Source organism: Herbaspirillum sp. ST 5-3 (genome assembly GCF_004804275.1).
Classification (GTDB): Bacteria; Pseudomonadota; Gammaproteobacteria; order Burkholderiales; family Burkholderiaceae_D; genus Noviherbaspirillum.
The window spans coordinates 80,538-94,078 of sequence record NZ_STGI01000012.1; the positions used below are offsets into that span (position 1 = coordinate 80,538).

General features: G+C 63.2%; 10 protein-coding genes. 1 reads left to right on the forward strand and 9 read right to left on the reverse strand.

Annotated elements, in window-relative coordinates; translation table 11 throughout:
- Positions 1–52 precede the first annotated feature (52 nt).
- The gene (locus E6W33_RS20480; protein ID WP_136419182.1) at positions 53–1,996 is read left to right on the forward strand and encodes a glucokinase; all 1,944 of its coding nucleotides are present in this window, start codon (positions 53–55) and stop codon (positions 1,994–1,996) included.
- 88 nt (positions 1,997–2,084) lie between these two features.
- Here the strand turns inward: E6W33_RS20480 and E6W33_RS20485 are convergent, their stop codons facing one another.
- From E6W33_RS20485 to E6W33_RS20525, 9 genes are all read right to left on the reverse strand, one after another.
- A complete protein-coding gene (locus E6W33_RS20485; RefSeq protein WP_136419183.1) occupies positions 2,085–2,984 on the reverse strand; it encodes a carbohydrate kinase family protein in 900 nt (299 codons plus the stop codon).
- Positions 2,985–3,002: 18 nt separating this feature from the next.
- Complete coding sequence (locus tag E6W33_RS20490) at positions 3,003–4,670, reverse strand: alpha-amylase family glycosyl hydrolase (protein ID WP_247869722.1); 1,668 nt, start codon at positions 4,668–4,670, stop codon at positions 3,003–3,005.
- A 28-nt stretch (positions 4,671–4,698) separates the two neighbouring features.
- Positions 4,699–5,895, reverse strand: a complete 1,197-nt coding sequence (gene malE, locus E6W33_RS20495; RefSeq protein ID WP_211097399.1) for a maltose/maltodextrin ABC transporter substrate-binding protein MalE — start codon at positions 5,893–5,895, stop codon at positions 4,699–4,701.
- A 75-nt stretch (positions 5,896–5,970) separates the two neighbouring features.
- Positions 5,971–6,861: a maltose ABC transporter permease MalG gene (gene malG, locus E6W33_RS20500; protein ID WP_136419184.1), complete on the reverse strand. Its 891-nt coding sequence runs from the start codon at positions 6,859–6,861 to the stop codon at positions 5,971–5,973.
- A gap of 8 nt (positions 6,862–6,869) precedes the next feature.
- A complete protein-coding gene (gene malF, locus E6W33_RS20505; RefSeq protein WP_136419185.1) occupies positions 6,870–8,399 on the reverse strand; it encodes a maltose ABC transporter permease MalF in 1,530 nt (509 codons plus the stop codon).
- A gap of 106 nt (positions 8,400–8,505) precedes the next feature.
- Positions 8,506–9,717, reverse strand: a complete 1,212-nt coding sequence (gene malE, locus E6W33_RS20510; protein WP_136419186.1) for a maltose/maltodextrin ABC transporter substrate-binding protein MalE — start codon at positions 9,715–9,717, stop codon at positions 8,506–8,508.
- Between the two features lie 86 nt (positions 9,718–9,803).
- A complete protein-coding gene (gene ugpC, locus E6W33_RS20515; protein WP_136419187.1) occupies positions 9,804–10,889 on the reverse strand; it encodes a sn-glycerol-3-phosphate ABC transporter ATP-binding protein UgpC in 1,086 nt (361 codons plus the stop codon).
- A 34-nt stretch (positions 10,890–10,923) separates the two neighbouring features.
- Positions 10,924–12,597 carry an alpha-glucosidase gene (locus tag E6W33_RS20520; RefSeq protein ID WP_136419188.1) on the reverse strand — a complete coding sequence of 558 codons (1,674 nt, stop codon included), beginning with the start codon at positions 12,595–12,597 and terminating at the stop codon, positions 10,924–10,926.
- A 250-nt stretch (positions 12,598–12,847) separates the two neighbouring features.
- Complete coding sequence (locus tag E6W33_RS20525) at positions 12,848–13,540, reverse strand: HAD family phosphatase (protein WP_136419189.1); 693 nt, start codon at positions 13,538–13,540, stop codon at positions 12,848–12,850.
- Position 13,541 lies beyond the last annotated feature (1 nt).

The following is a 13,541-nucleotide window of genomic DNA, read 5'->3' on the forward strand; positions in this document are numbered from 1 at the left end:
GTTCGAGCCGGACCGCTTGCCATATTGATTGCTTATCCGAAAATCTCACTCTATGTCTTCCATTCCAACAATTAATCCGCACGACGCGCAAACCAACGAATATCTGGACGGGCCGCGCCTCCTGGCAGATGTCGGGGGCACTTTTGCCCGCTTCGCACTGGAGCGCTCGCCGGGAAAAATCGACGCGATACGCGTGCTGCGCTGCTCCGAATTCGCCGAATTCGCCGACGCCGCCGCAAGCTATCTCGCCGAATGCGGCAACCCGCCCGTGCGCCATGCCGCGATCGATATCGCCAATCCGGTGCAGGGCGACGAAGTCCGGATGACCAATCACAATTGGGCATTTTCGATCGAAGCCACGCGTCGCCGCTTCAACCTCGATACCTTGCTGGTCGTGAACGATTTCACCGCGCTGGCGATGTCCCTGCCGCACCTGGAACAATCGCACTGTCGCCAGATCGGCGGTGGCAAGGCGCGCCCGGGCGGCGTCATCGGTCTGGTCGGTGCCGGCACCGGGCTCGGCGTCGGCGGCCTGATTCCTTCGGAGGGGCGCTGGATCGCGCTGGGCAGCGAAGGCGGCCATGTTTCCTTTTCGCCGATGGACGAGCGCGAAATCGCGATACTGCAATACTGCTGGAAAAAGCATCCGCACCTGTCCGCCGAACGCCTCGTGTCCGGCCCCGGCATCGAGCTGATTCATGAAGCGCTGGCCGCCAATCACGGCGTCAAGGCGGAGAAACTCGGCACGCCCGAGATCGTGCAGCGCGCGCTGTCGGCAAGCGATGCGCTCTGCGTGGAAGCGGTGGAAACCTTTTGCGCGATGCTCGGCACCGTGGCCTCCAATGTCGCGCTCACGCTCGGCACCATCGGCGGCATCTACATCGGCGGCGGCGTGGTGCCGCGCCTAGGCGAGTATTTCGCGCGTTCGCCGTTCCGCGCCCGTTTTGAAAACAAGGGGCGCTTCACGGACTACATGACGCACATGCCGACCTATGTCATCACTGCGCCCTATCCGTCCTTTGTCGGCGTCGCCGCGATTCTGGCCGAGCATCTCGGCGGCGGCAATGCCGTCCCCATCCTGGAACGCATCCGCAAGACCATGCCGCAGCTGTCGCCGGCGGAACAGAAAGTCGCGAGCCTGATCCTTGCGCATCCACGTTCCGTGATGAACGATCCGATCTCCGACATCGCACGTCGCGCGGAAGTCAGCCAGCCGACCGTGATCCGCTTCTGCCGCACCATGGGCTGCCAGGGCCTCGCGGACTTCAAGCTGAAACTGGCCTCCGGCGTCACCGGCACGGTGCCCGTGGCCCACAGCCAGGTGCATGTGGGCGATTCCTCGCTCGACGTCGGGGTGAAGGTCGTCGACAACACGGTTTCTGCGATGCTCGAGGTGCGCGACAGCCTCAATTCCGAAGTGCTCTCGCGCGCCATCGACGTGTTGTCGCAGGCAAGCAAGGTCGACTTCTACGGTTTCGGCAGCTGCGGCCTGGTAGCCGAGGATGCGCAACAGAAATTGTTCCGGCTCGGCATCCCGGCCGCCGCCTATACCGATCCGCAACTGCAGGAACAAGCCGCCGCGATGCTCAAGCCGGGCGATGTGGCCGTCGTCATTTCCAACACCGGCCGCCTGCGTCATCTCGCGTCGGCGGTCGACGCCGCCGCCAGTTCCGGCGCGACCATCATTGCGCTCGCGCCGGGCAATTCGCAGCTTGCCAAGCGTGCGCACCTGACGCTGGCGGCCGAACATGACGAGGGCAATCCATCGCACATTCCGATGATCTCGCGCATCCTGTTGCTGCTGCTGGTGGACATGCTGGCGGTCGGCGTTTCGCTCAAGCGCTCCAGTCCGTTTGCCGAACTCCAGCGGCAGGCCAAGCGCGGCATCCTCACGCATTCCGGCCCGCCGCCGAGCGGCATCGCGCCTTCCGACGCCGAGCAGGACGCGGACAGCGAGGCCGCGCACGTGGCGCCGGTGATCTACCATACCAAGTAGCGCAGACAAAGCGCCAATATCAAAGGCCGATTGCATGAGAACCATGCAATCGGCCTTTGTGTTTTTGCCTTGGTAAAGCTGGCCCGCCTCAGGCGGCGCAATAGCGTTCGAGCAGTTCCCGTGTGATGAATTCCTCATGCGTGCCGTGGCAGCCGCAGGCATAGGCGCCTGCCACCGCGCCGGCCCGCATGCAGGCTTCGAGCGGCTGGCCCTGGAAGTGCGCGAACAGGAATGCCGCGACGAAGGAGTCGCCCGCGCCGTTGCTGTCGACGACCGGACGCTGCAGCTCGGCGCAGGCAAAGTGGCGCACTGTCGGATCGTCGTGCGCGAGCAGGTAGCTGCCGTGTTCTCCGGCCATGGCGATCACCGCTTGCGCGCGGCCTTGCTGCAGGACCTCGCACATGATCTGTTCATGTCGCCCTTGCAGCGCGGCGGTGCTCATGAAGACGAGATCGGAGCGCAGCGCAAAATCGCGGTGATAGTCATCGGTTCCGTTCCAGTTGTGCAGATCGGTCGACACGGTGACGCCCAGCGCGAACGCATCGTCATACAGCTCGCGCGTCCAGTTCATGATGGAGAAATGCGCATGGCGCGCGGCCCGCAGAAAGGGCAGATGGAAGTCGCGCGGCATGCGCAGGCTGTCGGGATGGCGGCGATCGTACAAGGACAGGCGCCTGCCTTGCGGATCGACCAGGTTCACCGCGCGACGCGTTCCGCTGGCGTGGACCAGATGGCTGAAGTCGAGGCCGGTCTGCCGATAGCGCGCGAGAATCAGGGCCGCCTGCGGGTCCTCACCGATGAAATCGATGAACTTGGTCCTCAGTCCGAGCGCATGGCAGCCGAGCGCGACGCCATTACCCGTATGGCCGACATAGTCGCGCACCGGCGGAACCTGGATGGAATCGACGCAGGGCAGGGACAGCGACGGCACCCGCACGATGGTGTCGATGCCGACGCCGCCGACCACCAGGACATCGTATTGAGGCATGTGACTCTCCCGATTTGACTACTTCGTATCCGCCTCAAGCAAGACGGTTCCGATCGACGACGCGGCGACCGCGCCATGCTGCACAGTGAATTGCCGCCCGCTGTACGCATCCCGTACCCGCGCACCATTCGCAAACACGCCACGCACCGGAATCACGACATTGCCATTGACGTCCGGCGCAACCACAACCCGGTCAGCGTGGGCCTCATCCACACGTGCGAACACATACGGCTTCTCGCTCAGCCTCAGGTGCGATCCTCGCGCCAGCGCCACATGTTTCGCACGGAACCGCCCAAGCCTGCGCACATGCTCCAGCAATGCCGCATCCATGCTCGCCCAGTTCATCGGCGAGCGCGTCGCCTGCTGCGGATCGCCGTCCGGGGCGGCGCCGGGCGGGCGTGCGCTCTCGTCGCCATAGAAGAGATCCACACCGCCGGGCGCGAGCAGCAGCGCACTCAGCCCATGCCACAAGCGGTCGCGGGGAAAGAGATAGGTGTCATGCGAGGAGATATAGGACAGCACATCATGCGGTTTGCCCTGCGACTGCAAACCCGCATATTGCCGGTACACCGCATCGAGGCTATTCCAATCCTCGCCTGCGCGCGCCTGGAACGCGAAATTGATCATCGAATCGAATCCCGCATCATGCCAGCTGCTGCGCTCCGGTCCGTGCGCCCAGACTTCGCCGGTCATCCAGAAGGGCGCATCGTCGATCTTCTTGTCCGGATTGTTGTTCTTCCACTCCGCCAGGGCGGCGCTTGCCGCGCGCTTGAGCGCCAGCCAGCTTGCCGGTTCCACATGCTTGACCGTGTCGCAACGGAAGCCATCGACACCGAACTCGCGCACCCAGTCGCTCAGCCATTTGACGAGATAGCCGCGCACGCCGGTATCCGGCATGAAGCGCGCCCCGGTATCGGGCTTGTTCCTGAGGATGGGTGGCAGATCCACCGGCTTGTCCTGCTCGGTCTTGAAATCGGGCAGGTAGGCAAGCTGCATCGTGAAATCGTCGCGTCCGCCGTCGCGATAGCCGGGCAGGCCGGCGCGGACCCAGTCCGGCCCCCACCATGTGCCGAAGTCGAAATTGTTGTAGTCGATGAAGCTGTGATAGTCGCGCAGGCTGGCGTCTTCATGCCCCGGCCACAGCACCGGCACCTTGTATTCGGCGAGCGTGCGAATGTCCGCATAGCCGGGATGGTTCATTACCACGTCGAACAGCACGCGGATGCCCTGCGCATGGGCGGTGTTGATCATCTCGCGCAGCTCCTCGCGCGTGCCCATGTTCGCATCCAGCTTCGTGTAGTCCAGCGCCCAGTAGCCGTGATACGCGTAGTGCTTGAAGCTCCGGTTGCCGCCGACCACCCAGCCGTGGATCTGTTCGACCGGCGAAGTGATCCAGAGCGCGTTGACGCCCAGCGACCGGAAATAGCCCTCCTTCAGCTTCTGCGTGATGCCCGCGAGGTCGCCGCCGTGGAAGGTGCCGATTTCACCAGCCTTGTCCGGCGTGCGTCCGTAGGAGCGGTCGTTGGACGGGTTGCCGTTGACGAAGCGGTCCGTCATCACGAAATAGACAATCGGATTGTCCGCGAAGCCGGGAAAGCTGGAAAAGCCGGGAGACGGCGGCGCGGAAAAGGCCTGCGCTGCCAGCAGTGACAGCAGCAGCGCAAGCCAGCGTTTGTTCATGCGCATGGCGGAATTCCTTTGTCGGATGCGGCGCTCACTTTGCGCCAAGGATGCGCTTCGACGCCTGGTCGAGCGCCTCGCGAGGGGTTTGCCTGCCTTGCGTTGCGTTCTCCAGCGCGACTTTCATCGACGACCAGAAACGGCTCATCTCCGGATTGTTCGGCATCGGCTTGCCGGCTTCCGCGCTCTCCATCGTGGCGCGGATATGCGGATTGCTTTTGAGCTCTTCGTAGAACGCGATGTTGGCCGGCACCCCGAGCGGACGGTCGGCATCGATGGTCTTCAGGCTCTGCAGGCTGAGCATGTGCGTTTCGAGGAATTCAGTGGCGAGCGCCTTGTTCGGACTCGCGCTGGAAATCATCGCGCCGAGCACGCCGACAAAGGGCACCGCCGGCTTGCCGCCGATGCTCGGAATTGGCGCGACGCCGAAATTGATCTTCGCCTTCTTCGCACCTTCCCACGACCACGGCCCGTTGATCATCATCGCGACCTTGCCTTGATGGAAACCGGCTTCCATCTCGGCATAGCCGGCGCCTTTCGGCAGGATGCCTTCCTTCACCAGCTTCACGACTGCTTCCGTTCCCGCGATCCCGCCGGCGGTATTGACGCCGGTATTGGTCTTGTCATAACGGCCGGAGTCCCACGGGCCGAACGCATATGCGCCGCCGGCGGCCAGCAGCGGCCAGGAGAAATAGGTGTTGGTGTAATCCCACAGGATGGCCTTCCTGCCCTGCGCGGAGAGCTTTTTGTCGAGAGCGGGGATGTCCTCGATGCGTGCCGGCGGGATGGGCGCGAGATCCTTGTTATAGACGAGCGCGACCGCCTCGATGGAGAGCGGATAGCCCCATGTCCGCGCGCCCACCATGAAGGCATCCCAGGCCAGCGGCGCGATGGTGGCGCGGAAGGCGCGGCTCGGACGGATCGGCTGGATCAGCCCGGAGGAGATCCAGTCGCCGATGCGGTCATGCGCCCAGATCCAGATATCCGGCCCCTTGCCGGCGGAGGCGGCCTGCTGGAATGCCGTCGGCGCGTCTTCCGGCGTCTCGACGATCACCGGCACACCGGTCTTCCTGGTGTATGCCTCGCCGACCTTCGCCAGTCCCTTGTAACCCTTGTCGCCGTTGATCCAGATGAGCAGCGTGCCTGGTTCGGCAGCAGGCGCGCGCGCCGCGAACAGGCAAAGCAGGGCCGCGGCAAGCAGCAGCCTGCCTCCGGTCGTTGTCACCGTCATGCTTGTCTCCGTTGTTCTTGTTGATCTTGAAACCGGCACGACGCGATTTGGCGCCGCGCCGTGGGCGTGCGTCGATCAGCCCTTGACGCCTCCCGACGTCAGGCCGGAAATCATCCATTTCTGTGCAAGCAGGAACACCACCGTGATCGGCAGGCCGGACAGAATCGCCGCTGCCGCAAAGTCGCCCCACAGATATTTCTGCTCATACAGGAAGAGTTTCGATCCCACTGCTAGCGTCAGGTTGTTCTGCTCCTTGAGCAGGATCGATGCCACCGGATATTCGATGATCGCGCCGATGAAGGCGAGCAGGAACACCACCATCAGGATCGGCACCGCCATCGGCAGCAGCACGTAGAGGAAGGATTGCCAGGGAGTGGCGCCATCGACCTTGGCCGCTTCCTCGATCTCGACGGGTATCGTGTCGTAGTAACCCTTGATGGTCCACACATGCAGCGCGATGCCGCCGGCGTAGGCAAGCACCAGACTGAAGTGGCTGTCGATGCCGAGCCAGGGAACATAAGTGCCGATCACATCGAAGATCGCGTAGATCGCCACCAACGCAAGTACGGCGGGGAACATCTGCAGCAGCATCAGCGCCGTCAGCGCCTGCGACTTGAAGCGAAACTTCATGCGCGAGAATGCGTACGCCGCCGTAGTCGACAGCAGCAGCGTGACGCCAGCCGTCATGAGTGCCACCTTGACCGAATTCCACAGCCAGCGCAGCACCGGGAAGTCCGGTTCGATCAATTCGCCGCTGGGTCCCTGGTAAGACATGCCGAGCGCGAGCCGCCAGTGCTCGAAACTGATCTCCGGCGGGATCAAGCTGCCGGAGGCAAAGTTGCCCGGCCGCAGCGAGATCGACAGGATCACGAGGAAGGGAAACAGTGTCACCACCAGCAGCGCGATCAGCGACAGGTGGGCGGCGATGACGCGCCAGCGTTTGGATTTGTCGGTAACGATTGCCATTGCTCCTCCTAAGCCTTGTTCACGCGTGTCAGGCGCATGTTCACCACCGACAGCATCGCGACCAGAATGAAGATCAGTGTCGAGATCGCGGCAGCGAGACCGAAGTTCTGTCCGGAATCCTCGAAGGCGATGCGATAGGTGTAGGACACCAGCAGATCCGTGGTGCCGGCCGGCAGGCGCGTGTCGAGGAAGTCGGGACGGCCGGCGGTCAGCAGGTTGATCAGCACGAAGTTGTTGAAGTTGAAGGCGAAGGAGGCAATCATCAGCGGTGTCAGCGGCTTGATGATCAGCGGCAGCGTGATCCTGAAGAAATTGGTGATCGGTCCGGCGCCGGCCAGTGCCGAGGCTTCGTAAAGGTCGGAGGGAATCGCCTTGATCAAGCCCATGCAGACGACCATCATGTAGGGATAGCCGAGCCAGGTATTGACCAGCAGGATCATGAGCTTGGCCAGCGCGGGATCGGAGAACCATGCCGGCCGGATGCCGAACAGCGCGTCGAGCACCAGGTTGATCTCGCCGAAATTGTTGTTGAACAGGCCCTTGAACACCAGGATGGAGATGAAGCCCGGTACCGCATAGGGCAGGAACAGGAGCGTGCGGTACACGCCGCGAAAGCGCAGCGCATCCCAGTTCAGCAGCACCGCCAGCACCATGCCGAGGCTGGTGGTGGCGAGCACGGTGATCGTCGAAAACACCACCGTCCAGATGAAGATGCGGAAGAAGGGTTCGCGGAAGGCTTGATCGGAAAAGATCTGGATGAAATTGGCCAGGCCGACGGTGACCTTGAAGCCGGGCTGCAGGGATCTCCCGTCCGGCGTCTCGAAGAAACCGGTCTTGAAATTCGGCTTGATCAGCTCGCCCGTTTTCACCTTGCGCAGCGCGCCATCCGGACGCTCTTCATAGACACGCTCGACCGCCGCGTATTCCCGCAGCCCGGTCATGCGCAGCGCCGTCTTGTCGGGCAGCACCAGCGTCAGCGCCTTCAGGGCTGTCTGATGCGCGATGATGTCCTTCAAGGGCAAGGCATCGCCCGGCAAGGACGAGGCGCTGTCTTTCAGCTGTGCGATGGGCACGTCGAGCGAGGCGCTCTTGCGCAGCGCCAGCGGCTCGCTGACGTAGGCCTTGTGCGTCTCCGGGTGCTCCAGCCGGATGCGGAAGGCGCGGCCCTCGGCGTGCAGGCTCATGGCATAGCCGATGTCGCTGGCACGGTCGGCTTCATCGAGCAGGTATTGCCTGGCGCGCTCGTACGGCAGCAGGTTCTTCGAGCTGAAATTGGTGAAGCCGATGGACACCGTGTAAATCAGTGGAAACAGCACGAACACGACTGCGCCGGCGATGCCGGGGAACAGGTAGCGATAGGCGTAGGCCGCCGACGCGCTGTAAATGTACGTGCCAAGCGCCAGCAGTGCGAGGAAGGTCAGTGCCAGCATCACCTGCCCGGCATGATAGAGAACGAAGACGAAATACAGCCCTGCGCCCGCGCTGAGCGCGAGAGTGGCGGGGCCGATGAATTTGAGGGCGTGCGGTTTGCCAGTCATGTTGCATTGTCCGTTTGAGTCGGTCAGACATCCCCCTCGCGGGGGACGGAAGGAAAGGTCGGCGGGGAGACGGTGACCGCCACCCTTCCTTCCGTCGAAAACGGCGTCAGGCGCCGCCGCCGGAAACGATGCGTTTGGCCGCCGCGTCCAGGCCTTCCTTCACGCCCTGGCGACCTTGCGTGATGTTTTCCAGCGCCGACTTCATGGATGACCAGAAGCGGCCCATCTCGGGATTGTTGGGCATCGGCCGGCCTGCCTGCGCGCTCTCCATGGTCGCCTTGATGTTCGGATTGGCTTGCAGCTCGCCGAACAGCACCTTGTTGGCCGGCGTGCCGAGCGGCACGTCGGCATTGATGGTCTTCAGGCCATCGACGGTCAGCATGTGGTTTTCAAGGAACTCGGTGGCGATGTCCTTGTTAGGACTCGCCTTGGAGATCATCGCGCCCAGCACGCCGATGAAGGGCGACGCCGTCTTGCCGTTGACCGTCGGGATTGCCGCCACGCCGAAGTTGATCTTCGACTTGCGCGCATTGTCCCAGGACCAGGGACCGTTGATCATCATCGCGATCTTGCCCTGGTTGAAGCCGGCTTCCATCTCGGAGTAGCCCGCGCCCTTCGCCATGGCGCCGGCATTGATCAGCTTCATGATGGTTTCCACGCCGGCCACCGCGCCCGCATTATTGACGCCAGTGCTGGTCGGATCAAAGGTGCCGTCGGATTTCATGGCGAACGGATAGGCGCCGCCGGCTGCCAGCAAAGGCCAGGTGAAATAGGTGTTCGTGTAGTCCCACAGAATGGCTTTCTTTCCTTGCGCAGACAGTTTCTTGTCGAGCGCCAGCACCTCGTCGAAAGTCTTCGGCGGCGTCGGCACGAGGTCCTTGTTGTAGACCAGCGAAACCGCTTCGATCGAGATCGGATAACCCCAGGTCTTGCCGCCGACGGTGAAGGCGTTCCATGCCAGCGGCGCAATCGCGGCACGCGCTTCCTTGCCCGGCGTGATCGGTTGCAGCAGGCCGCTGTTCATCCATTCGCCGAGGCGGTCGTGCGGCCAGATCCAGATATCCGGCCCCTTGCCCGCGGCGGCGGCCTGCTGGAACTTGGCGGGCGCATCTTCGGGATGTTCGACCACGACTTTCACGCCGGTCTTTTTCGTGAATTCCTCGCCGACCTTCGCCAGGCCCTTGTAACCCTTGTCGCCGTTGATCCAGATCAGCAGCTTGCCCGGCTCGGCCGCGTGCGCCGCGCCTGCCAGTCCGCCCAGCGCGGCCAGCATGAGCCCTGCCTTGATCAGCTTTCTCCTGGTATTTGATTGATGCATCGTCTTCTCCAAATCTTGTTTGTTACGAGGCAAGGAGGACAACGAATTGCGCGGCGCTCGTGGCGCGCAATTCGCGTGGGGATTCGTCAGGCGTGCCTGCAGGCCATTCCGTTTTCGTCGAACACATGCAGGCGCGCAGGCGTCGCTTTCAGATGCAGGTGCTGCCCGATCGCGTACTCGCGTTCCGGGTCGGCGCGCACGACAAGCGCTTCGTCGCTGGCATCCGCATGGAGATAGACATAGCTGATGTCCCCGAGGCGTTCGACCGCATGCACGCGCGCGGGAATGCCTTCGCCGGCATCGCACAGGCAGACATGCTCGGGGCGCACCCCGATGGTGACCGGCGTGCCGGGCGCAAGCCGGGCCGGCGCGTCGGTATGCAATACGGCCTGCGAGGCGGTGGCGACAGTCAGCCTGTCATCCTCGCTGCCGTGCACGGTGCCGGCGATGAAGTTCATGGTCGGCGAGCCGAGAAAGCCGGCGACGAACAGGTTGTCCGGGCGATGATAAAGATCGAGCGGCGAGCCGACCTGCTCGACGCGCCCGGCATTGAGCACCACGATGCGGTCGGCCAGCGTCATCGCTTCGACCTGATCGTGCGTGACGTAGATCATGGTGGTGCGCAATTCGCGGTGCAGGTTGGCCAGTTCGATGCGCATCTGCACGCGCAGCGAAGCGTCGAGATTGGAAAGCGGCTCGTCGAACAGGAACACATCCGGCTTGCGCACGATGGCGCGGCCGATCGCCACGCGCTGGCGCTGCCCGCCGGACAATTCCTTCGGCTTGCGTTCGAGCAGGGATTCGATGCGCAGGATCTGCGCGGCGCGCATGACGGCGTCGCGGATCGCAAATTTGCCGGCGCCGGCAAGCTTGAGTCCGAAGGCCATGTTGTCGTACACGCTCATGTGCGGATACAGCGCATAGCTCTGGAATACCATCGCGATGCCGCGCTCGGCCGGCGGCACATCGTTCATGCGCGTCGGGCCGATATACAAGTCGCCTGCACTGATTTCCTCCAGGCCGCAGATGACGCGCAGCAGCGTCGACTTGCCGCAGCCCGAGGGGCCGACGAACACCACGAATTCGCCATCCTCGATATGCAGGTCGATGCCGTGCAAGGTCTGCACCTCGCCATAGGCCTTCTTGATGCCCGCTAACTTGAGTCCTGCCATAGTCTCCTCGCTCTCCGCTCCTGTGGCGGATTTTTTATCGCGTGATGTTGTGCACCAAACCGTACCATGCCCCGTATGGCGGCAGTGTAACGGTTGCGCCCCTTGCCGTTCCAGGCAGACCGTGTCCGTCCAGTGCGGCAGCGTCGGCTGCCTGCGGCCACTCGAAACTGATATTGCGGTCGCTCAGGTTGAAGGCCGCGAGCAGGCCGGGCATGTCCTGCAGCTCGCGACGGAAAGCCAGCACCGATTCGGGGGCGTCGAAAAAGAAGATGTCGCCAACCGACAGCTGCGGGAAGTTGCGCCGCCAGGCCAGCATGTTGCGCGCGAAAGACAAGGGCGAAGTCGGGTCGGCGAGCTGCACGTCGACCGCGCGTTGCGCATGCTCGGGCGGAATGGGCAGCCAGGGCTCGCCGGTGGTGAAGCCGGCCTTGGCCCATTCGGCCTGCCATGGCATGGGCGTGCGGCAGCCGTCGCGTCCCTTGAACTCGGGCCAGAATGCGATGCCGTACGGGTCGCGCAAGGCTTCCAGCGGCAGGTCGGCCTCGGTCATCGCCAGTTCGTCGCCCTGGTAGAGGCAGGGTGTGCCTTTGAGCGAGAGCTGCATCGCCAGCACCAGCTTGGCCAGCTGTTCGGAGGGCTGCGCGCCGCCCCAGCGGGTGGCGACACGCACACTGTCGTGATTGCCGACCGACCACGAGGCCCAGCCGCCGCGCACGCGTTGTTCAAACTGTTCGACCTGGGTGCGTATGTGCGCCGCGGAGAATTCGGTGGTCAGCAGGTTGAAGCTGTAGGCCATGTGCAGGCGGTCGCTGCCGGTGTAGTCGGCCATGACGCCCAGCGCGTCTTCCGCGCCGACCTCACCGATGGAGATGGCGCCGTATTCGTCCAGCAGTGTGCGCACGCTGGCGAGAAAGGCGATGTTTTCCGGACGCGTCTTGTCGTACAGGTGCGACTGCATGCCGTAGGGATTGACCTCGCAGACCACGGTGCTGTCGCGCACTTGCGCCGCCGGATTGTCGCGCAGTTCAAGATCGTGGAAATGGAAGTTGCAGGCATCGAGCCGGAAGCCGTCGACACCGCGTTCGAGCCAGAAGCGCAGGTTGTCCAGGTGGGCCTGCCGCACTTCGGGATGATGGAAATTGAGATCCGGCTGACTGCTCAGGAAGTTGTGGAGATAGAACTGGCGGCGCCGCGTGTCCCACTGCCAGGAAGAGCCGCCGAACACGGAGAGCCAGTTGTTCGGCGGCGTGCCGTCCTCCTTCGGATCGGCCCACACATACCAGTCGGCCTTCGGATTGTCGCGGCTGCTGCGGCTTTCGATGAACCACGGATGCTGGTCCGATGTATGTGACAAGACCTGATCGACCATCACGCACAGCCCGAGCGCATGCGCGCGCTCGATCAGGCGGTCGAAGTCGGCCAGCGTACCGAACATCGGGTCGACATCGCAGTAGTCCGACACGTCATAGCCGAAGTCCTTCATCGGCGAGGTGAAGAAGGGCGAGATCCAGACGATGTCCGCGCCGAGGCGGGCGATGTAATCGAGCGCCCCGGTAATGCCGGGCAGATCGCCGATACCGTCGCCATTGCTGTCGCAAAAGCTGCGCGGATAAACCTGGTAGATCACCGCCTTGCGCCACCAGTCGGGCGCGCGGTCGCATTTGAGGGAATAGGCACGGCTGGTATCGCCGACGATGCGTTTAAGCATGTTCGTTCTCGTCTCTTCAGAGGCGGCGAAGTGGCGCCAGCCAGTTGTTCTTGGTTCTTGTTGGCTTCGGAGCTGCCGCAGGGCAGGAACGCGCCGAAAGGCGGCCCGGGTGCTCCGTATATTTGGCTTTGTCGCAAAACTACACAATCCAAAGCGTTTTAAATTTAGAAAAAGTATATTCAAAGCGCTTTGAAAAGTAAACAAGGAAATGAAAAACAGATAATTTGGCCGAGGGAAATCACGGGGAGAACTAGGACTCAGCCGGACCGAGGGGCCTTGCGGGCAGGCAAAGCGCCGCCCGCAAGGCCGCATAATCCGCCGCCACCAGGTCGGCACCGGCAGCGCGGAGCGCCTCGGCCGCGAATGTCGTGGTGAGGCCGGCGACGAAACAGCCCGCGGCCTTGGCGCTGCGTATGCCGTTCGGCGCGTCTTCGATGACGAGTGCCTGTTGCGGCGCGGCGCCCAGCAAGGACAGCGCGCACTGGTAAGGTTCGGGGTCCGGTTTGTGGCGCTGCGTGTCTTCGCGGCTGACGATAGCGTCGAACCAGTCGAGCAAGCCATAGCGTTGCGTCGCCAGTTCCAGGTCCCAGCGCGTGGCCGATGTCGCCAGGCCGATGCGCGGCACCACCGCGCGTAGTCCTGCGATGAAGGCCTCCACGCCCTCGATGAGGCGCACCTGCGCGAACAGTTGCCGATACTGCTCGCGCTTGAAGTCATCCATCGCATCGGCGGATACGCGCCCCTGCGCCAGCGTCTGCGCGGCATAGGCGAAAAAATCCTGATCCGTGCGCCCCTTGAAATCGAAAAAGATGCTGGCGGAATGCGGCACGCCGAAGTGTTCGAGCGTGCGGCGCTTCGCTTCGGCGTGCAAGGGTTCGGAGTCGAGCACGACGCCGTCGCAGTCGAAGATGCAGGCGGCAAAGTCTTGCGCAGGCTTGCCCATG